Annotated in this window: 15 protein-coding genes, 1 rRNA gene, 1 pseudogene and 1 other annotated feature; of the genes and pseudogenes, 1 reads left to right on the plus strand and 16 read right to left on the minus strand. The window is 33.1% G+C overall.

Annotated features, from left to right (window positions below; all coding sequences use genetic code 11):
* The 15 genes and pseudogenes from ACTB1H_RS04975 to aroF form a co-directional block, all read right to left on the minus strand.
* Positions 1-219, minus strand: a pseudogene (locus ACTB1H_RS04975) (IS21 family transposase); the annotation flags it as partial.
* 151 nt (positions 220-370) lie between these two features.
* On the minus strand, positions 371-568 hold the full coding sequence (locus ACTB1H_RS04980) for a hypothetical protein (protein WP_463261732.1): 198 nt from the start codon (positions 566-568) through the stop codon (positions 371-373).
* Between the two features lie 389 nt (positions 569-957).
* Positions 958-1,185: a hypothetical protein gene (locus ACTB1H_RS04985; protein WP_463261733.1), complete on the minus strand. Its 228-nt coding sequence runs from the start codon at positions 1,183-1,185 to the stop codon at positions 958-960.
* A 171-nt stretch (positions 1,186-1,356) separates the two neighbouring features.
* The gene (locus ACTB1H_RS04990; protein ID WP_463261734.1) at positions 1,357-4,455 is read right to left on the minus strand and encodes a type I restriction endonuclease subunit R; all 3,099 of its coding nucleotides are present in this window, start codon (positions 4,453-4,455) and stop codon (positions 1,357-1,359) included.
* Positions 4,452-5,663, minus strand: a complete 1,212-nt coding sequence (locus ACTB1H_RS04995; protein WP_463261735.1) for a restriction endonuclease subunit S — start codon at positions 5,661-5,663, stop codon at positions 4,452-4,454. Before ACTB1H_RS04995 ends, ACTB1H_RS04990 begins: the two co-directional genes overlap by 4 nt.
* Positions 5,660-7,228: a type I restriction-modification system subunit M gene (locus tag ACTB1H_RS05000; protein WP_463261736.1), complete on the minus strand. Its 1,569-nt coding sequence runs from the start codon at positions 7,226-7,228 to the stop codon at positions 5,660-5,662. Before ACTB1H_RS05000 ends, ACTB1H_RS04995 begins: the two co-directional genes overlap by 4 nt.
* 254 nt (positions 7,229-7,482) lie before the next feature.
* A complete protein-coding gene (gene ileS, locus ACTB1H_RS05005; protein ID WP_463261737.1) occupies positions 7,483-10,584 on the minus strand; it encodes an isoleucine--tRNA ligase in 3,102 nt (1,033 codons plus the stop codon).
* 39 nt (positions 10,585-10,623) lie between these two features.
* Positions 10,624-10,835, minus strand: a binding site (T-box leader).
* Positions 10,836-10,878: 43 nt separating this feature from the next.
* Positions 10,879-12,171, minus strand: coding sequence for an NAD(P)H-dependent oxidoreductase (locus ACTB1H_RS05010; RefSeq protein WP_463261738.1), 1,293 nt, complete (start codon positions 12,169-12,171; stop codon positions 10,879-10,881).
* A gap of 87 nt (positions 12,172-12,258) precedes the next feature.
* Complete coding sequence (locus ACTB1H_RS05015) at positions 12,259-13,473, minus strand: BaiN/RdsA family NAD(P)/FAD-dependent oxidoreductase (protein WP_463261739.1); 1,215 nt, start codon at positions 13,471-13,473, stop codon at positions 12,259-12,261.
* Positions 13,474-13,594: 121 nt separating this feature from the next.
* Positions 13,595-14,851 carry a uracil-xanthine permease family protein gene (locus ACTB1H_RS05020; RefSeq protein WP_463261740.1) on the minus strand — a complete coding sequence of 419 codons (1,257 nt, stop codon included), beginning with the start codon at positions 14,849-14,851 and terminating at the stop codon, positions 13,595-13,597.
* 142 nt (positions 14,852-14,993) lie between these two features.
* Positions 14,994-16,811 (minus strand): LTA synthase family protein, encoded by a 1,818-nt coding sequence (locus tag ACTB1H_RS05025; RefSeq protein ID WP_463261741.1) that lies wholly within the window; start codon positions 16,809-16,811, stop codon positions 14,994-14,996.
* 110 nt (positions 16,812-16,921) lie between these two features.
* On the minus strand, positions 16,922-17,353 hold the full coding sequence (gene aroQ / locus ACTB1H_RS05030) for a type II 3-dehydroquinate dehydratase (RefSeq protein ID WP_463261742.1): 432 nt from the start codon (positions 17,351-17,353) through the stop codon (positions 16,922-16,924).
* Entirely contained in the window at positions 17,344-18,189 is an 846-nt protein-coding gene (aroE, locus tag ACTB1H_RS05035; RefSeq protein ID WP_463261743.1) for a shikimate dehydrogenase, read from the minus strand. Before aroE ends, aroQ begins: the two co-directional genes overlap by 10 nt.
* Positions 18,190-18,273: 84 nt before the next feature.
* Positions 18,274-19,332, minus strand: coding sequence for a 3-dehydroquinate synthase (gene aroB, locus ACTB1H_RS05040; RefSeq protein WP_463261744.1), 1,059 nt, complete (start codon positions 19,330-19,332; stop codon positions 18,274-18,276).
* Positions 19,333-19,362: 30 nt separating this feature from the next.
* Positions 19,363-20,376, minus strand: a complete 1,014-nt coding sequence (aroF, locus tag ACTB1H_RS05045; protein ID WP_463261745.1) for a 3-deoxy-7-phosphoheptulonate synthase — start codon at positions 20,374-20,376, stop codon at positions 19,363-19,365.
* 243 nt (positions 20,377-20,619) lie between these two features.
* On the opposite strand from aroF, the gene ACTB1H_RS05050 reads away from it, so the two are divergent.
* The gene (locus ACTB1H_RS05050) at positions 20,620-21,378 is read left to right on the plus strand and encodes an alpha/beta hydrolase family protein (protein ID WP_463261746.1); all 759 of its coding nucleotides are present in this window, start codon (positions 20,620-20,622) and stop codon (positions 21,376-21,378) included.
* Positions 21,379-21,418: 40 nt separating this feature from the next.
* On the opposite strand, the gene rrf is transcribed toward ACTB1H_RS05050, so the two are convergent.
* Positions 21,419-21,516 (minus strand): 5S ribosomal RNA (gene rrf / locus ACTB1H_RS05055); the annotation flags it as partial.

Consider the following 21,516-nt stretch of genomic DNA (forward strand, 5'->3'; position numbering starts at 1 on the left):
TACTTTAATTCCATCGATTTGTAACTTTTCAATTATTTCATCTTGGTATTTATCTAATTTACTTGGTTTATCTCTTGTTTTGGGCTTTCCTTCATATCCTTCATAATATTTTTTAACTGTTCTTCTATCAAATCCATATTTTCTAGCTAATTCTGAATAGTTAGGTTTTAGATCCATAGCTTTTATTATTATTAGTTGTGCTCTTAAGTTGTCTTCCATTGCTATCCCTCCTAAAAGAAGAATAGCAATTATGCACAATTTTGTACATTTTTATTTTCTCTTTTTTGTACATTTTAATTATATCATTTACAATAAGTTTAATGGATAAAATAGATTTTTATCAATTATCTTTAGTCAATCATCCTTTTTTCTATTTATGTTCAGTCTTTTCGTATAATTTGTATAACTTATCCAATAAATAAAACTCTAAGGAACATAATATAGTTACGATACCAGCAATTAATTCTTTTATTCCAACATAATTAAGGTCAACCATGTATATACAGACAATAATTATAACAGGATTTAGAATTGCTAAAAATTTAATTTTCTTTATGATTTTTTTCATATATTTACCTCGCACTACTCCAAGGTAGTGTCAAGTAGACACTCCTATTTTTTTATTAAAAACCTTATGTTATCAAGGGTTACATCATTTTTATAAAACAAAAAACGATGACCTGCCCTTTATGTGATGCTCCTCATCAATATATTTATGACAACAATGGCGGCAATGGCCAATACCCTTGCAAAGTCTGCGGTCAAATATTTATTACAGGGGAACAAGTTCCTTCACGCTTAGTCCTTGTATGAGCATATTGTGGACATACCTTAGTTGCTGTTAAAGACCGTAAACACTTTGTTGTTCATAAATGTGCCAATAAAAATTGTTCTTATTACAAGAGCAATTTAAAGCTACTTCCTTTGCACTCAGACTCCTTTACAAGAAGTTTTTCTTTAAAAATCTTCCTTTTTAATTGTGGCCATCATATATCCGCATTCTTCACAATAGTAGGCTTTATCTACTCTGCCATGAATTACATCATCTCCAATTTTCTTTCCACCTATATTTAATGAAAACTTTGCTCTATTTTCTTCCTTGCCATCTTTTTTGAAAAAACTCAGAACCTCTTCTCCAAGGGCTTCTAATTCTACCATTTGGCTATTACATTTTTTACACTCCATAATTATTCCCTCCTATTTCCCCGTACCGTTTTGTAATATTAAATGAAAATTGTGGACTCCAAGCTCTCTATGGTACAATGTTTTGCAATCATCAATTCGCACCCTATAGTCCAGTTTCTAAAAAGATACAAAATTACTCTCGTTGTCCTGTTTGTGGTAAGGTAACTTTTTCTATACTCCAAAGTACTTGTCAAAGAAAATCATCAGTTTTTCGATTATCCCTTGCTTTTTCTCAACTCTACCTCCACCAAAGCGAGATACAGGCGGCATGATTTTATCAATAGCTGTTCCTGTTGTTTTAAGCACTCCATCTCTGAAAGCATTGTCAATTAAGCGGCGAGTTTCTTGAGGTTTTAATTTTTCCTCTTCTATGATTGCTGAGATTTCTTCTTCTTTACGCTCATCGATGAATTTTCGCCAATCCTCGTCAACTTTTGTCGATACATTGACTTGTTCAATAAAACTTTCAATCAGCTCTTTTTTGCTTCGCAGTTCAAAACTTGAATTGATAGCCTTGTTTATAGTTGTAAGAATTGTCTTATCCTTGCAGCTGGATTCTTGATATTTGGCTACAAGCATGAGGATGTAGTCAATATTTACCTCTATCTGCTTGACTAGTTCAATCTCAAAGACTATGTCATCATTTATAATTTCTTTATCCCCATCATCTCTTTTTCTGTATTTATGATATAAGTCAATATAATTGCTTTGATAGTCTTGAAAATCCCTTTCAGATAAAATCTCATTTCCTTCAAAATCATCGAAGGATGTAAGGATATTCTTAAGCCGTAGTATCGCTCCATATAACTTGATAAATTCTTTTTCTGCCTCTTCTCCTACAATAGGCTGTCCTAGTGGGTACTGTGATGTAAGAGTTGAAATAAGTTCTGTGTATCCTGGTTTATGCTCGCCTTTGTCATCATATCCGTTATAGTATTCTTCATATGTCTTTAACAGTACAATGCCACCTGCATCTTTGTTTCCAAATAAGGCAATTGCCTTGTCAGTTTCTTCCTTTAGATCTCTGAAACAAACTATGTTCCCATATGTCTTGACGCTGTTTAAGATGCGGTTTGTTCTTGAAAAAGCTTGAATTAGTCCATGCTGCCTTAAGTTTTTATCTACCCATAGAGTGTTAAGTGTGGTCGCATCAAATCCTGTTAGGAACATATTAACAACAATCAATATATCAATCTCTCTATTTTTTACACGTAGAGAGAGGTCTTTATAGTAATTTTGAAACTTATCTGAAGATGTATCATAATTTGTGTTAAATATTTTATTGTAGTCCTTGATAGCTGATTCTAAAAAATCTCTATAGCTTTGGTCAAGATTTTCTATATTAAAGTCTTCATCAGGCAAAAGTCCTTCTGGCTCTTCTGCATTGGGGCTAAAACTGAAAATTGTTGCGACTATAAGGTTGCGATTTTTTTCAGCTAGCTGTTTTTTAAATTCATTGTAGTATTTGATAGCCATTGGAATGGAATCTGCAGCAAATATTGAATTAAACCCCGCTACACGCCTTGATTCACGCTTTTCTAACATTTTTTTAGGATTTGTCTTGTCAGGTTCTTCCCATTTTGCAGAGAGTTCATAAAAGATATTGCGCTTCGTCTTCTGATCAAAGTGCTCAATGACATAAGAGACAATCTCACTGACTCGCTGAGGGTCGGCTAAAGCTTTTTCCTTGTCTATGCTATAGACTTTTTTATCGTCTAGATAATCAGGCATCTTGATCGTGTTGATAAAATCTATTCTAAAAGGCAATACATTTCTATCGTTAATGGCATCTACTATGGTATAAGTATGAAGTTTTTCTCCAAAAGCTTGTTCTGTTGTCCTAAGCATAGGGTTGCCGTTAGATCCAGCATTTGCAGCAAAAATAGGCGTTCCAGTAAAGCCGAATATATGATAATTTTTAAATGCTTTTATAATAGCCATGTGCATATCGCCAAATTGTGAGCGATGGCACTCGTCGAATATAAGCACAATATGTTTTTTATATATATCATGCTGTTTATTTTTTCTTATAAAAACATCCAGCTTTTGAATAGTAGTTACAATTATCTTGTATTCGTGAGGGTTTCCCTTTTCATCTCTATCTTCCAATTGTCTTTGAAGAACTCTTGTTGATGTATTCCCATTGGCTGCTCCTTTTTCAAAGCGATCGTATTCCTTCATGGTTTGGTAGTCCAAATCTTTACGGTCAACTACAAACAATACCTTGTCTATGTATGGCAATGCAGAAGCTAGTTGAGCTGTCTTAAAGCTAGTCAAGGTCTTTCCTGAGCCTGTTGTATGCCAGATATATCCTCCAGCATCTGTTGTGCCCATTTTTTTGTAGTTGGTTGATACTATAATACGTGACAATATTCGTTCAGCAGCAGCAATTTGATATGGGCGCATTACAAGCAACAAATCCTCAGATGTAAATACACAGTATTTTGTAATAATATTCAAAAGGGTGTGCTTTGCAAAAAATGTTCTAGTAAAATCCACAAGGTCAGCTATGACTTTGTTATTCGCATCTGCCCAAAAGCTAGTAAATTCAAAGCTGTTGCTCGTTTTTTCCCCTCTTTTACTTTCGCCTTTATTTTGCTCCTTTAAATGAGCATTTCTTGTAGTGTTACTGTAATACTTTGTATGTGTGCCGTTTGAGATTACGAAAATCTGCACATACTCAAACAGACCCGAAGATGCCCAAAAGCTATCTCGTTGATAGCGGTCAATCTGATTAAATGCTTCTCGTATGGATACTCCTCGACGTTTTAATTCCACATGTACAAGGGGCAATCCATTTACAAGCACTGTAACATCGTAACGTGTTGCATGCTTGCCAGCTGATTCCTCGTATTGATTGATTACCTGCAATCGATTGTTGTGGATATTCTTTTTGTCTAAAAGATAAATATTCTTTGTAGAACCATCATCTCGCTTTAGTATCTGAATATGGTCGTCTTGAATTTTTCTTGTTTTCTCGACGATGCCCTCATTGGTGTTAGCAATGCATTCTGTAAAAAATCTATTCCATTCACCATCGGTAAAGGTAAAATCATTGAGTAATTCAAGCTGTTTACGGAGATTCGAGATAAGCGCAGCCTCATTGTGTATTGTAATGTATTCATATCCTTGCGAGATTAAAAGGTTGATAAACTCTCGCTCAAGATCAGCCTCGCTCTGATACTTTTCAGGGCGGACGCTGTAATCTGCTGTGTATTCGGATACTACCGTTGCTTCGTCGGTACTTGCAACGATGTTATATATACTCATGCTTTCACCTCATTTGCTCCCTTTGCGTCTTTTGGACGAGCAGGGAAAGCTAATAATTTATCCCTGTAATATTCATATTGCTTTTGTCGTGCTTCAATCTCAGCCGGAAGACCACTGGTAAGATCGTTACAAAGCGCATCAAAGCGATCGAGTATTGAAACTATGCGAGCTTGCTCTTCTAACGATGGCAAAGGGATACAGATCTCTTTAAGTGCAGGAATACTTGTATGAACAACCTTGCTCTTTACTTTTCCTCTACCTTTTTGTGCTATAGCATCTGATGTAGATAGGGCATAAGAAATGTATTTGGGATTTTGTTTATGTTTCATAACAACAATATCACCACCAGCGAAGCACTTTTCATGCCCCATATATGCACATGATTTAGCTATTTCTTCTACACTTTCGCCAGTGATTGCAAATAATATATCCCCATGTTCAAATGTCTTTGTGCCTTTCTTTGTATGAGATATGCAAGTGTCAAACCATATATTATATTTAGTATAAATTTCTCCATAATGAACACAAGGTATACCATCTTTAGTAATTTCACTAAGTTTTATTCCTGATCCACGATACATATCTGTAGCTATTTCGCCCAACTTAACAACAGGTACTTCATCACCAAAAGTCAATAACTTATCCCTATAATATTCATATTGTTTTTTTCTTGCTGTAAGCTCTGCTGTAAGCTCTGCTGTAAGCTCTGTTGTAAGCTCTGTGAAATTGTCCAGTATTCTGACAATTTCTTGCTGTACAGGTAGGGGTGGGAGGGGGATAACCACACGAGCCATAGTAGTACTCATAAGTTTTGGGTTTCCCATACCAGAACTAACGTAATTTTTAGCAACTATTTGCAAATAATAAAACAGAAACTTTGTGTTCAGAATATTATTGTCTTTCACACGTAATAAGCCACACACATTAGTAATACTAAATTTTTCGTTAATGTGATAAAAAACAGACCCAGCATTTGCTCCATCAGTAGTCCAAGTTATAGATTCACAATCATAGTCATAATTATTAATAAAGCCGAAGATTCCATTATCTGTAGTTTGTGATGAATAAACAGGGTACTCACCCTTATTATAACGTAAATATTCTTTGGATATTACTCTACCACGTGTAATATCACAAACATCAGCTAACTTTACATACTCCACTCCATCAGGGCAATATTCAGCAATCAATTCATTTAATTTGCTCATTGTTCCACCTCTATCTCTGCGATAATCTTGTCGATTTCTTCTCTTAAAAGCTGCTCTCTTGCAACGATTCTTTCTATCTCCTTATTAAGAGCGACTATATCTATCTTCTCTCTTGTGTCCTCTTTCTCTACATAAGTAGAAACAGAAAGATTGTAGTCATTTTTTGCTATTTCACTGTTAGGAACAAGCTTTGAAAAGTATGCAATGTCCTTTCTCTCCTTAAAGGCATTTAAAATATTCTCTATATTTTCATCTGTCAGCTTGTTGTTGTTGGTAACTTTAACAAATTCTTCTGATGCATCTATAAATAATGTTTTGTTTTCTGATTTGGATTTTTTAATTACCATAATGCACGTGGCAATGCTAGTTCCATAAAAAAGATTGTCAGGCAACTGGATTATACAGTCAATGTAATTGTTATCGACAAGGTATTGCCTGATTTTCTTCTCAGCACCTCCTCTATACATTACCCCGGGGAAACATACTATTGCTGCTGTTCCATTTGTCGCAAGCCAAGAAAGGCTATGCATGATAAAAGCCAGGTCAGCTTTGGATTTTGGAGCTAATACTCCCGCTGGCGAAAAACGCGGATCGTTGATTAAAATAGGATCGCTATCGCCTTTCCATTTAGTAGAATATGGCGGATTTGAAACAATCGCCTCAAAAGGCTCATCATCCCAATGTTGTGGATCAGTCAATGTATCTCCCAAGGCAATATCAAATTTCTCGTAACCGATGTCGTGTAGAAACATATTTATTCTACATAGGTTATATGTCGTTATGTTGATTTCTTGTCCAAAGAATCCTTGTCGTACATTATCCCTTCCGAGAATTTTAGCAAATTTTAAAAGCAATGAGCCAGACCCACAAGCAGGGTCGTACACCTTGTTGACTTCGGTTTTGCCTACTAATACAATGCGAGTTAGCAATTCAGAAACTTCCTGAGGTGTATAATACTCTCCACCGCTTTTTCCAGCATTTGATGCATACATACCCATTAAATATTCATAGGCATCGCCGAAAGCATCAATTGTATGATCTTTGTAATCGCCTAATTTCATATCAGCGATAGAATTAAGAAGTTTTACCAGCTTTTCGTTACGTTTCGCCACAGTGGTGCCCAGTTTGTTGCTGTTAACATCGATATCATCAAACAAACCTTTAAAATCGTCTTCGCTTTCTTTGCCTTGTGCTGACGCCTCTATGTTTTTAAATACCCGTTCAAGTGTTTCGTTCAAGTTTTCATCTTCCTTTGCACGAGCGCGGACATTTTCAAAAAGCTCACTAGGTAAAATAAAGAAACCCTTTGAATCAACCATTTCTTCTCGGATCTCTTCTGCTTCTTCATCAGAAAGCTTTGCATAGTCAAAATCTATATTTCCTGCTTCCCATTCACCAGCATTGATAAAAGCGGTAATATTTTCAGATATGTATCGATAAAACAACATTCCGAGGACATATTGTTTAAAGTCCCATCCATCTACGCTGCCTCTTAGGTCATTTGCTATATTCCATATGGTACGGTAAAGTTCAGCACGTTCTTGTTCTTTTTTATTGTTTTCCATAAATCAACTTCCTCCCATTATATTTAAAATCAAAACTAACTGCTGTATAAACACTTATACTAGCATCTATACAAAAGTTTTTATATGACAATCAATTTTGTCTTTTATTTATATATTTTTTCCATTATAGCACATTTTGTTCAAATTATGCTTGACAATGTTAAAAAAGGCATAGCCGAATATTAACGACTATGCCATATTTTTTAGAAATTATAATTAACTATCTGAACGCTTAAAAATCTAATCTTTTTAAATTAATTCTTTTCAAGTCTTATTCCAGTTAGTTCTCCATTTAAGTCTTGTTTTTGCTCAAATTCTTCATCTACTTTTATGATGTCTGTGGCTAAAGTTTCTTTTTTGATATAGTCTTCAAACTTCATTACCGCTTTTTCTACACTGTCTGGTCCATTATAATATATTTTAATGGTGTCTAGAATTTCATAGTCATTGTTCTTTCTCATTTGCTGAACTTTTGATATGAATTCTCTTGCAAATCCTTCATCTATTAAGTCTTGAGTTAGTGTAGTGTCTAATATAACAAATAGATTGTTTTCCATCACTACATTAAATCCTTCTTTAGAAGAAATGGTTACGGTTACCATGTCTTTATCTATATTTACATCTTCCCCATCTAAGTTTAATGTTAAAGTCTCTCCGCTTTCAAATTTTTCTGAGACTTCCTTAGCATCTAATGTTTCTAAAGCTTTTGAAAAACTCTTGATCTTGGAGCCCAAGATAGGCCCTGCTACTTTAAAGTTTGGCTTTAGTGAAAAATTCATAAACTGAGATAGATCTTTTTCAAATACTACTTCTTTTACATTTAGCTCTTCTTTTATTAAGTCAACTATGTCAGATATTGTCTCTTCGTATTTCCCATCTATCAATACTTCTTGTAGTGGTTGTCTAACCTTTATTTTTACACTTTCTCTAGATGCTCTCCCAAGGGCAACTAAATTTCTAACTAAATCCATCTTCTCTTCTAATTTTTTGTCTATGAGTTTTTCATTTACTTCTGGATAATAATCCAAGTGAACGCTCTCGTTGTCAGTTAAATTTCTATACAGTTCTTCTGCGATGAATGGAACAAACGGAGCAATTATTTTAGTTAATCCTACCAATATTTCATAGGTTGTATTGTAAACTGCCTTTTTATCGTCATCTAATGAAGTTGACCAAAATCTTCTTCTATTTCTCCTTATATACCAATTGGATAAGTCTTCTATTACAAATTCTTGTATATCTCTTACTGCTCTTGTTAATTCAAACTGTTCCATATTTTCTTGGGTTTCTATTAATAAGCTATTGAATCTTGAAAGTATCCACCTATCTATTTCTGGCCTGTTTTCGTATGGAATGTTGAATTCTCTAGGGTCTACTTCATCTGTATTTGCATAAAGGCTGAAGAAGTTGTATACATTTCTTATACTTCTAAAGAATTTGGATTCTACTTCTTTCAATCCATCTTCATCAAATTTTGTTGGCGTCCATGGTGGTGAAACATATATTAAATACCATCTTAAAACATCTGCTCCATATTCATCAAAGAGTTTAAATGGATCTACAGTATTGCCTTTAGATTTAGACATTTTTTTGCCTTCTTTGTCTAAAACCAAATCATTTACCAAGACATTTTTATATGGCGCTTTCCCTGTTACAAATGTTGAAATTGCTAACAAAGAGTAGAACCAACCTCTTGTTTGATCAATTCCTTCACAGATAAAATCCGCAGGGAATAGTTTGTCAAAATCATCTTTATGCTCAAATGGATAGTGATGTTGTGCAAATGGCATTGATCCACTGTCAAACCATACGTCAATTACATCTTTTTCTCTAGTCATCAAGCCTCCGCATTCAGGGCATTTAAAGTGAACATTGTCAACATATGGCCTATGCAAATCTAAATCTCTATCTATATCTTCAATAGCTTTCTCTACCAATTCATCTCTTGAGCCTACACTCTCAATATGACCGCATTCTTCACATCTCCAAAGTGGAAATGGAGTCCCCCAATATCTTGAACGAGTTATAGCCCAATCATTTAAGTTCTCCAACCAATTTCCAAATCTCTTTTCTCCGACAAATTCTGGATACCAATTTACTCCATTGTTATTTTCAATAAGTTTGTCTTTGAATTTAGTAACTTCGATATACCATGAAGGTTTAGCATAGTATAATAACGGTGTATGACATCTCCAGCAGTGAGGATAATTATGAAGTATTTTTTCCTTTTTGTATAGCTTACCATTTTCTTTAAGCCATTTTATAATATCTTCATCTGCATCCATTACAAATTTTCCAGCCCATGGAGTTGTTATGAATTCACCATCTTCACCTACTGGGTTTACTACTGGGAGATTATATCTTAAGCCAGTATTGTAGTCATCTTCACCAAAAGCAGGTGCAGAGTGGACTATACCAGTTCCATCTTCAGTTGTTACATAGTCTCCAAGAGTTACAAAAAATGCTTTATCATTTACTTTAATAAATGGAATTAATTGCTCATATTCGATATACTCTAAGTCTTTTCCCTTTATTTCTTCTAATATTTCATATTCTTTTTCTAAAACTTTGTCAGCTAAGTCTTTGGCAAGATAATAAATCTCACCATCTGAAATGACTTTTACATAAGTTACTTCAGGATTTACAGTTAAGCAAACATTTGATGGCAATGTCCATGGTGTTGTTGTCCATGCTAGAAAATATTCATTTTTGTCTTTGAGTTTAAATTTCACAGTTACAGTTTCTGTCTTTATTTCTTCATACCCCAATGCTACTTCATGTGAAGCAAGTCCTGTTCCGCATCTTGCACAGTATGGCAAAATTTTATGGCCTTCATAGAGCAATCCTTCTTTATTCATTTTGTCTAGTATCCACCAAACTGATTCTATATAGTCATTTTCTAAGGTGATGTATGGATTGTCTAAGTCTATCAAATATGCCATTCGCTCTGTCATTTCCCGCCATAATTTCTCATATTGGAATACAGACTCACGACACTGTTTGTTAAATTCTTCTACACCGTATTTTTCAATATCTTGTTTGTTCTTTAAATTCAGTTTCTTCTCAACTTCAATTTCAACTGGGAGTCCATGTGTGTCCCATCCAGCTTTTCTCTTGACTTGATAGCCTTTCATGGTTTTGTATCTGCATGTTAAATCTTTTAATGTCCTAGCCATTACATGATGTATGCCTGGTTTTCCATTAGCTGTGGGAGGTCCTTCATAAAAAATGAATGGATTGTTTTCATCTCTAGTATCTACAGATTTGTGCAATAAATCAATTTCTTTCCAATATGCAGAGATTGATTTTTCTCTCTCGCTTACGGGTTTATTTGATAATTCATTAAACCTTTTCATTTTATTCTCCTTTCTATTGAAAAATCCCTAAGTCAATGACTTAGGGACGAATGTTCGCGGTACCACCCAAATTACAGCTTAATTAAGCTGTCACTTTACGCATATATCGCATAGCTTGCGTCATACCTTACTAATATTTCAGGTACAATGCTCAAAGGTGATATTCGCAAATACTAACATAGCGATCTTACACCGTCAATCGCCTCTCTGGGATGCTCATATAAGCTACTCGTCCTTTTCATAGCATATCATACTTTTATTAATATATCTTAAAATATTGCACCTTGTCAACAATTAGTTATCGTTATCTTGGAGTTTTCTCAACTTATATAAAGTGGATTCACTATCTAAATTGACATCTTCGTAAGTTAGATATTCTCCTTTTTTTATATCTCTAGTGACAGTGGCTTTTTTGTTAATCAAACCTATAGGCACTAGATTTTCTTTTTTAGCTGTTTCATAGCTATCAATTGAGCCAAATACAGTGTATTCTCCTATGCCGTCTAAGTGTTCTCCTTTTTTTAAGTCTTTTTTTGCTCTAGTGATGACTTCAGCATATGGGTGATTTGATTTTGGCACTATAGATGGTTCATTAAGTATAGCAGCTTTTGCGATTGATATAGGCGTTTCTAAACTTGTCAAGTGATATGGCCTATATAATATATAGTTTGGTCCATCACCCATTTTCAAAAACTGCATCTCCTTATGTACTACAGGTAAGTCAGTTGTTATTATAGCATATACTCCCGGTGCAATTCCATGTGTAAAATCTACTATGCCATATTTATTAAGTATTCCGCCATTTTCTTTTAAACTGTAAATTTTAGGCATGTCTTCTACTTTTGCAGTTACTCCATGTCCTCCTCTTATATCAGGGACAAACCCTGTAGCGTTTGCCATGGCTGCCAATTCAACCATTGTATTAGTTCCATCGATAAATGATGCAAGTCTAAGTGGCTTAAGTCCTTTTCTGATTGCTTCTTCTTCCACCATGTCAGGTGTAACATAATAGTTTAGAGGATTGTTCTTTCCTTTTCCAATCGCTAGAACTTCAAATCCTGATATTGTAGCAAAATCATATAACTCAAGAGCTGCACCTGGTTCGTCACCCGCTGAGCCTGTGTAAACAACTCCTTTTTCTTTTGCAAGTTTGTTTAAATAAGGACCTACTACAACGTCAGCTTCCACATTTAGCATGACTATGTGTTTACCTTCATTTATCGAATTTAAAGCGATATTTGCTCCTGTTTCAGGTACTCCAGTAGCATCTAACACTACATCAACAAGACTCGATTTAATAGCAATTTGCCAATCATCTGTAACGGCGTATTTCCCTTGTTCTAGTGCTTTATCTATGTCATTAGTACTTTTGGCTTCCACTATATCTTCTCTTTTAATTCCTGCAAATTCTAATGCTTTGTAACAATCTTCTATTTTATTGCTGCAAACGACAGAAGTCTCCATCCCTTTTATTCTAGTCACTTGGCTGACAAAACCTTTACCCATCATCCCAGCCCCAACTAAACATACTCTAATTGGTTTTTTTTCTTCATGTCTTTTGATCAAATTATTCTTTAAACTTATCATTATATCCTCCTTATAATAAGGCATTAAATCAACTTAATATAAATATTACCATATTTTCCATTTATTTAAAGCATTGTTTAAAACCTATCATTTAGAGGCATTTAACCCAGCTACATATCCACTTGACCATGCCCATTGAAGATTATAGCCTCCGCAGTCTCCATCAACATCTAATATTTCACCGCAGAAATACAATCCATTTACTTTCTTTGATTCTAAAGTTTCAGGGTTGATATCTTGTGTCAATATGCCTCCAGCAGTTGTTTGAGCTTGCCCCCATCCTTTGTCTCCAATTACTTTAAATCTCCAGTCTGTCAATACATGTGAAAGCTTATCAATGTCTTGTTTTGATAATTCTTTAACCAATTTATTTTTATCCAAGTTGATCTCTTTTAAAATTGGAATAATCAACCTTTTATTGATTAGTCCAATAAGCCCCAATTCAATAGTCTTAGTAGGCATGTATGAAAATCTTTTTATCAAATAATTTCTGAATTCATCAATGCTTTTATCAAATAAATTTATTTCGAGTTGTACATTTCTTTTTTCACTAATCCCTCTGACAGCTTCTCTGCTTAGTTGCAAAATTGGTGGACCTGATACTCCATAATCAGTAAATAATATCTCGCCTTTTTCTTTTCTTACTAATTTATTTTCTACATATAGCTTTGCTGATCCTTCAAATTTCACTCCATCCATTGCTTTTAATTTATCAGATTCCAATTTAAGCTGCACAAGTGCAGGAGTTGGAGTATTTATACTGTGTCCAAATTCTTTTGCGAACTTGTACCCATTTCCGTCTGAGCCGCTTACTGGCATTGCCATTCCGCCGGTTGCAATGATTAATTTATCTGCATGAAAAGTCTCGCCAGTTTTTGTTTTTATTAAAAAATCTTTTTTCTTTGATATTTCAGTTACATATGCTCCTGTAACAACATTTACATTAAGTCTTTCAAGTTCATAACGCAATACATCTAATACACTAGAACTTTGCAAAGACATTGGAAAAATCTTTCCTTCTTCTACTTTAGGCATAATTCCCAATCTCTCAAAAAAGTCTAAAGTATTATCCCTGTCAAAAATCTTTAAAACATTCTCAATGCATTTCTTATTCGAACTATGAAAATAGTCTAAACTCATATCAGCATTTGTATAGTTACATCTTCCATTCCCAGTAACTAATAGTTTTTTGCCTATACGATCGTTTCTTTCTAACAATGTCACAGAAGAATTATTCCTTTTTGCAATTATAGCTGCAACAATTCCAGAGGCTCCTCCTCCAATCACTATAACATTTGGCAATTTTAGAACCCCTCCCTTTTTATTTTACTCATACATTTTATATTTTTTTCTCTGTTTTGTCCAATTAAAAAGGAGATGCGTGATAAAAGCATCTCCTTATAGTTCAAATTTGAATTTTTATCTATTCTTTGTTCAATTTATTTAATGCAGCATTTAATATTATCCCAACTAGTGCTGCAAAACTTAATCCTGTGATTTGCACAGTTTCCGATATTGGTATACCTATAACTATTCCAGTAATTTCTGAAAGCTTTGTAGAGAACAGCCCAAGTACCAAGATAGTAACCATTACCAATATATTTTTGAAATTAAATTTTACTTTGTTATTCTTGATGGTCTTAACCCCAACTAGTGCTATCATGCTAAATAACATTATACTTATTCCACCCATGACTGCTTGCGGTATAGTTGTTAAGATAGATCCAACTTTAGAAATGAAGGCAAGTATTATTGCAAATACAGCAGTTAGTCTAAGAATTGATGGATCATAGTTTTTTGTTATGGCCAATACTCCTGTATTCTCTCCATATGTCGTATTAGCTGGGCCTCCAATTAAAGCTGCAAAAGCTGTAGCTAAGCCATCCCCTAATAAAGTCCTATTAAGCCCTGGGTCTTTGATAAAGTCTTTGCCTACTACTTGACCGTTTGTTGTTATATCCCCGAGATGCTCCATGAAAACTGCTAAGACAACTGGCGCTATTATAGCTATTGCTCCGATGTCGAATTTAGGTAATGTAAACTTTGGAATTGCAAACAAAGATGCTTCTTTTACTATGCCAACATCAACTATGCCTATTCTATAAGATATCGTGTATCCTACGATAACTCCTATAAGAATTGATAGTTGTTTCATAAATCCTCTACCGAAAATATTTAGAAGTAGAGCTGTTCCTAAAGTTATTATTGCAATGGTATAGTTCTGGCTTCCCATGCTAAAAGCTACAGGCAATAGATTTAAACCTATTACTATTATCATTGGTCCAATTACTTGCGGTGCGAGTACCCTTTGTATTTTATCTATGCCAATTTTATTTATCAACATTGACATTAGGACATAAATTAATCCAGCAACGAATATCCCACCTTGGGCGTATGCTAGATCTCCATTAAATAATTGTTTAACTGTTAAAATAACTGGGATAAATGCGAATGATGAGCCTAAAAATACGGGGACTTTTTTCTTTGTGCAGAAATGAAAGATGAGAGTGCCAACTCCTGCACTAAACAATGCTACTGAAGGATTTAAACCTGTTACAATTGGAACTAATACTGTAGCTCCAAACATTGCTATAAGGTGCTGAATTGCTAAAAGTCCTTTTTTGAAGTTGGCTATGCTTAAGCCAAAAGCAAAGCTCTTCTTAATTGCGTTATCTACCATAATTATTCTCCTTTCCAGCCTCACAGGACTGATTTAAAGTATTTTTATTCTTATTGAGTATAGCATTGTTAGTTATAGTATGCAAGAAATATTTTATAAAAAAAAGATAGACATTTACTGAATCAGTAAATGTCTATCTTTTTTAATCTTTTTTTATGAAATTGTGTGAATAATAAAATTCAACATTTATATATTCTTTTAATAGCTCTTGGTTTCTATCGTTTAATTTATTTGTGTATTCTCCATTTTCTTTATAATATACTTTATTTAGCACATCCACAGATTGTTTTAAATCATTTATATACTGCATGTATTCATTGCCTTTTAAACCCATTAAGTTGAATAATTCATTCATCAAGAAATTTGGACTTATTGTATTTCCTTCTCCTTTAAACACATCTCCAAATACATCCTTGGCACTGTCATTTCCCCAAATAATATATGGAGTTTCGTAGTAATTAACCATTCCTTGAGGAGTTTTCATATCTATGTCTATTCCTAGCATCTTGTATCCAATATCGTCGTTTCCTAGCCATGGTTTATGGTCTCCAAATAAGACAACTATTGTAGGTTCTTCTTGATTTCTAAAATATTCAATCAGTTTCTCGATTGCAGCATCTGTCCTTTTTATGCCTGAAAGATAATTATTAACAATATTAAAAGCTTTTCTATCATATCCTTCTTTAAACTCAATTATATCATTGCCTTCTTTATATTCATCTGAATAAGGCCCATGATTTTGATATGTCACGCTAAAATTAAAGTAAGGTTTAGTCGAATTTTCATATCCTTCTATTATAAAATCAAAGAAATTATAGTCCATGAAGAAATATTCACTAATTTTACTGTATTTATTCTCATAATAATCAAAGTTTTGAAATCCTAGATATTCATTTACATTTCTTCTATTGTAAAACCACCCGTAAATAGGATGCATTGCTTCTGTATAATAGCCCTGTTCATTAAAATACCATACAAATGAATTTGTGTCTTTATAGTATCTTGGATGATTATGATATCCTGTTAAAAAACTTCTCTCTGTCTCAACAGTACCTCCACCAAATACATCAGTTATTAAATTGCCATGGTAAGATTCTTCTTTTAATTTGTGAAAATATTTATACGGATCATCTTTCCATACTATTGATTCATATTTAGAAAAATCGCTATATGACTCGAGCATTATCGCTATGACATTTACTTTCTTTTCTTCAGGAATATCGTTATACTCATAAGATGAAAGTATTTCTCTTGCTTTATCTTTATCATATCCATCAGGCTCTTTTTCAAATGCTTCTCTTATGCTGTGAATAAAAGGATATACAAATCCTTTTGCTTGAAATTGCTGCGTTTTTGACCAAGGATTTATTAATGTTTGATCGCCTAATTCTGCATATACTTTCGTATCACTATAGGTATTGTTAAATAAAAAATAGCTCAATAAAATGACGAAAATAAGACTGGTGATTCTAATTCTTTTAGTATCAACTTTATAGTTTGCAAAGAAATAGAGCAGGACTGTGATTGCTATTATTCCAATAACCATTATTATCATATTTCTGCTAAATACGATTGGATATTTTTGAGCCATATCCATCGATTCTCTTACTAATAAAATATCTATGAATTTAAAAGGATCGTCTCTATAAGTCAATTTGAATTTATTGATGATCGAAAAAGTAACCCATAGGCCTGACGAAACTATATATCCTAGAAATAATCTATTTGAAATCAAATATACAAACAAGAACAAAAGAAATATAGGTAAAAAATTTAGCAGTATGAGTTTGGGACTCTGGAAATAACTTATAAACATTTCCATATCCCATACAGCTCTTGAAAATACAAAAGTCAAAGCCATTGTAATAAAGCTCAGCACAGTTATTATGCTTAATACAAAAAAGTTAGCTGCTATTTTGTTTTTAAAATTTATTATTTTTCTTTCTTTATTTTTTTTCATAACATCATCTCCATTTTATACAGTCTATATTATAACATATTTGACTTATTCATCAATAAGCTTGAGATGATATTATACCAAATGAAATGAGAGTTGATTATTAACTCTCATTAAATATTATATTCTAATAGTGCCTCTAGTGCATATTTATAGCTATGAAATCCAAATCCAGAAATTTGTCCAATACACGCAGGTGCTACTACTGATTTGCGCCTAAATTCTTCTCTATTGTATATATTTGTGATATGAACCTCAATAGTATTAATTCCAACTGATTTAATAGCATCATATATTGCATAGCTATAATGAGTGTAAGCTCCGGGATTTATAATTATGCCATCAGTTGATCCATATGCTTTCTGGATGATGTTTATAATCTCCCCTTCTGAATTCTCTTGATAGATGCTAACATCTACCCCGAGTTTGTTCGCTTCTTCTCTTATAAACTTACACAATTCCTCATAAGTATTTACTCCATATATGTTTTTTTCTCTTATGCCTAAGAAGTTTATATTAGGTCCATTTATCACTGTTATATGCATTTTCCATCCTCCAGACTTTTATCTATTTCACTGTACAAATCATTTACAATCGTGTCTATAATGTTTTCTGAGATGCAAATGTCGTTCCATATTTCTTGAGATTTTACAGCTTGAGCTACTAACATATATAATCCATTAATTGCCCTTAGGCCTTCATCCTTTGCCTCTTTTAAAAACAATGTCTCAGAAGGGTTGTATACCAAATCTATAGCATATTTGAAATTCCTTAAATGGTGTCTACTGATAGGTGATTCTTTTATATTAGGAAACATTCCAATTGGTGTTGTGTTTATTAATATAGAGCAATCAGTGACTTCAGATATATCTTGATATCCGATTATCTTATGCCCTTTGTATTTTAAACTTGCTGTTTCAGGATTTCTTGATGCAATTGTAATATCCGCTACACTATTGTCTATGAGATATTGAATGACAGCTCTTGACGCTCCACCTGTGCCTAGTGTTAAAACATTTTTATCTTTTATTTCAACATCATATTTTCGAAGCATCATTCCAAAGCCAAAATAATCTGTATTATAGCCTATTGAAGTATCGTCTTTGTCAATTTTTATTACATTTACAGCTCCAATTTTTTTGGCTTCTTCACTTAGCAAATCCAAATAATCTATTATATCTATTTTGTAAGGGATAGTGACATTTACGCCGCTAAATCCCAAAGCTTTTAAGCCAGAGACAACATTCCTTAGATTTGCTTTTTTTACTTCATAGACTCCATAATGACCTTCAATATATAATTTGTTAAGTATTTCACTGTGTATAAACGGTGAATATGTGTGTCCTAAATTTTCTCCAATTAATCCAAAATTTTTTTTCATAATGACTCCTTAACAGAGTATATTCTTTTATATAACTCTTATTTCTTATATGATGAATATTTTCCTAAATCACAATTTTATTTTTTAGAAAAAATAATTTATTTTCTCAACTGGAATGCTTTCAATAAATGCTTCCCCAATTTTTCTAAGAATTACTAAATTTAAATTTCCTGAAAAGTTCTTTTTATCAATCAATACATACTCTCTTATTTTTTTCATGTCAACATTTGGTAGATTATATCTTATGTTAAAATTCTCCAAGAGCTCTTCTAATTTAGATCTTGTGCCTTCTTCTGTATAGCCTAGCTCTTCAGTTTTTCTTGTTATATAGTACATCCCAATAGCTACTGCTTCTCCATGAGATATATTGTAATCAAAATACTTCTCTAAAGCATGAGCTAAAGTGTGCCCAAAATTCAAAATCATTCTTTCATTATTGTCTTTTTCGTCTATTTCCACTATTTCTTTTTTTATATTGCAGCAAGTATAAATAATATATTCCAAAGCATTAAATAAATCTCTTTTGTTTTTTATTTTAATTAAATAATTAAAAAATTCCACATCCTTGATACATGCATATTTGACAACTTCGCTAAGCCCATTTTTTATTTGCTCATCAGGAAGTGTATTTAAAAATGCTGGGTCAATAATCACTTTCTTTGGTTGATAAAAACTCCCTATTAAATTTTTCCCTTGCGGCAAGTTTACAGCTACTTTCCCACCAATACTCGAATCTATTTGGGCAAGTAGTGTAGTGGGTATTTGAACAAACTCAATTCCTCTCAAATATGTTGCTGCTGCAAAGCCAGCTATATCACCTATCACTCCACCACCTAATGCTATTACAAGGTCGCTTCTTGTTAAAGCAAAATCGACAAAATTATCATATAAAACTTTAAGAGTTTCTAGTGATTTGCTTTTCTCTCCTGGATCAAGAACAATAAAAGAGGTCTCAAAATTGGATTTCTCAAGAGATTTCTTCAAAGTGCTTCCATATATTCCATAGACATTGCTATCTGTTACGATTGCAATTTTTCTTCCATGGTAAATTTTTCTTATATCATCTCCAATATTATTCAAAATCCCTTTTTCAATGGCTATATCGTATTTGTTCGATTTTGCTTCTACTTTGATAACTCTCATTTTTTCTCACTTTTTCATAATTTTAATTTATTAAATTTCCTTTCCTTCAAGAAATGCAAGTGGTTTTAATTTTTCCATGAGTTTAGAAAAATTTTCAGGTGTTAAAGATTGTTTCCCATCACTTAGTGCTTTGTCAGGCTCATTGTGTACTTCTATCAAAAGTCCATCCGCACCTACAGATATTGCGGCTTTAGAAAGCGGTTCTATCATCCACCATAAACCTGTGCTGTGGCTTGGATCTACTATCACTGGCAAGTGGCTCAACTTCTTTAGTGCAACTACAGAACTTAAATCCAATGTATTTCTTGTAAATTTCTCAAAAGTTCGAATTCCTCTTTCACACAGTATTACATTTTCATTTCCACCTGCCAATATATATTCAGCAGACAAAAGAAATTCCTCGATTGTAGCAGAAATGCCTCTTTTTAAGAGTATTGGCTTATTTGTTTTACCAAGTTCTCTTAACAGCTCATAATTCTGCATATTTCTAGCACCAACTTGTATGACATCTACATCTTCTACAAATTTATCTATCAATTTCACTGACATTATCTCTGTCACTATAGGTAATCCGGTTTCTTCTTTAGCTAGTTTTAAGAACTCTAATCCTTCTTCTCCTAATCCTTGAAATGTATATGGAGATGTTCTAGGTTTAAAAGCTCCACCTCTTAAAAAATTAGCTCCTGCTTTCTTTACATCTCTAGCTATTGATAATATCTGTTTTTCGCTTTCAACAGAGCAAGGCCCTGCAATAATTCCTAATTTATTTCCTCCAATTTGATGATTGTTTATATTTAACATAGTATCTTCACTCTTATATAGCCTAGTAGCCTTAATTTGAGCTGCTTCTAATGGGATAATTTTTTCAACTGCTTTGTTCTCTTCAATTTTTTTTAAAATTATTGGATCTATAATTTCAAGTATCCCTAATATGTGATAATCTAGCCCTATCAATTCATATATTCTACATCCTAAAGAATTTAATTCTTCCTTTATTTTTTCTACTTCATTTTCAGTTGCTGAATCATTTATTACTAATATCATTTATTACCCTCCGGATTATATTTTTATTAATTGACCGGTTTCTCTGCATTTAGAATAAAAAGGAGTCCTATAAGGGCTCCAGACATTCCATAAAGATTTATCTTAACTATCAATAATGCTACCACATTATTGATAATTGTCAATAATTAAATAGTACCATATATTTAATTAATTACAAAAATAGTTTGATTATCAAAATAAATTGGTATATAAGTAATAGTTTTTTAGAAAAAGGGGATAATTATGAAAAAGATAGATTTAAAGTTTAATAATAGAAATGGGATTACCTTAGCAGGTACATTAGATTTGCCTGAAGATAAGGAAGCTAAGGATTTCGGTATATTTGCTCATTGCTTTTCCTGCTCTAAGCAATATAAATTGATTGTAAATGTTGATAATGAATTGACGAAAAATAATATTGGAATTTTTAGATTTGATTTTACTGGATTAGGAGAAAGCGAAGGCGATTTCTCTAGTACTAATTTTTCCACGAATGTAACAGACTTATTAGATGCTGTTAGCTTCATAGAAGGTGAATTTGGAAAAGTAAGAGTTCTTCTTGGTCATTCCATGGGTGCAGTAGCTGCCATGAGAGCTTCTCTGGAGGCTAAAAATCTCAAAGCTTTAGTCACTTTTGGTGCACCATATAGCTTTGAAAATCTAGTAAAGTTGTTACAAAACTACAAAGATGATTTTAATCTTAGAAACGAAGCTATGATATCAATAGGAGGTAGAGAGCTTAAAGTTCAAAAAGCATTAGTTGATGATATTTCTTCTCAAAATATACCTGAATTTATATCAAATATACCTGTTCCGTATATGATTGTTCATTCGCCAATTGATGAGATGGTGCCATACTCGGATGCTATTAAAATCTTTAATCATGCTAAAACAACAAAGAATTTTTTATCTGTTGATAATGCAAATCACATATTTACTAATAATGAAGATTCGATTTTTGCAGGTCGAGTAATTAGTGAATGGCTCAAAAGATATATATAAAACAATATCCCATTGTCATAAGACAATGGGATATATATTAGTCTGGCAGCTACCTACTCTCCCAGGACGTTGCCATCCAAGTACCATCGGCGTTAAGAGGCTTAACTTCTGTGTTCGGTATGGGTACAGGTGTTTCCC

The organism is Soehngenia sp. (assembly GCF_055108775.1).

Bases quoted from the DNA above. Each gene is read 5' to 3' on its own strand.
- ACTB1H_RS04980 (WP_463261732.1), bottom strand. From the start codon at position 568: ATGAAAAAAATCATAAAGAAAATTAAATTTTTAGCAATTCTAAATCCT.
- ACTB1H_RS04985 (WP_463261733.1), bottom strand. From the start codon at position 1,185: ATGGAGTGTAAAAAATGTAATAGCCAAATGGTAGAATTAGAAGCCCTT.
- ACTB1H_RS04990 (WP_463261734.1), bottom strand. From the start codon at position 4,455: ATGAGTATATATAACATCGTTGCAAGTACCGACGAAGCAACGGTAGTA.
- ACTB1H_RS04995 (WP_463261735.1), bottom strand. From the start codon at position 5,663: ATGAGCAAATTAAATGAATTGATTGCTGAATATTGCCCTGATGGAGTG.
- ACTB1H_RS05000 (WP_463261736.1), bottom strand. From the start codon at position 7,228: ATGGAAAACAATAAAAAAGAACAAGAACGTGCTGAACTTTACCGTACC.
- ileS (WP_463261737.1), bottom strand. From the start codon at position 10,584: ATGAAAAGGTTTAATGAATTATCAAATAAACCCGTAAGCGAGAGAGAA.
- ACTB1H_RS05010 (WP_463261738.1), bottom strand. From the start codon at position 12,171: ATGATAAGTTTAAAGAATAATTTGATCAAAAGACATGAAGAAAAAAAA.
- ACTB1H_RS05020 (WP_463261740.1), bottom strand. From the start codon at position 14,851: ATGGTAGATAACGCAATTAAGAAGAGCTTTGCTTTTGGCTTAAGCATA.
- ACTB1H_RS05025 (WP_463261741.1), bottom strand. From the start codon at position 16,811: ATGAAAAAAAATAAAGAAAGAAAAATAATAAATTTTAAAAACAAAATA.
- aroQ (WP_463261742.1), bottom strand. From the start codon at position 17,353: ATGCATATAACAGTGATAAATGGACCTAATATAAACTTCTTAGGCATA.
- aroE (WP_463261743.1), bottom strand. From the start codon at position 18,189: ATGAAAAAAAATTTTGGATTAATTGGAGAAAATTTAGGACACACATAT.
- aroB (WP_463261744.1), bottom strand. From the start codon at position 19,332: ATGAGAGTTATCAAAGTAGAAGCAAAATCGAACAAATACGATATAGCC.
- aroF (WP_463261745.1), bottom strand. From the start codon at position 20,376: ATGATATTAGTAATAAATGATTCAGCAACTGAAAATGAAGTAGAAAAA.
- ACTB1H_RS05050 (WP_463261746.1), top strand. From the start codon at position 20,620: ATGAAAAAGATAGATTTAAAGTTTAATAATAGAAATGGGATTACCTTA.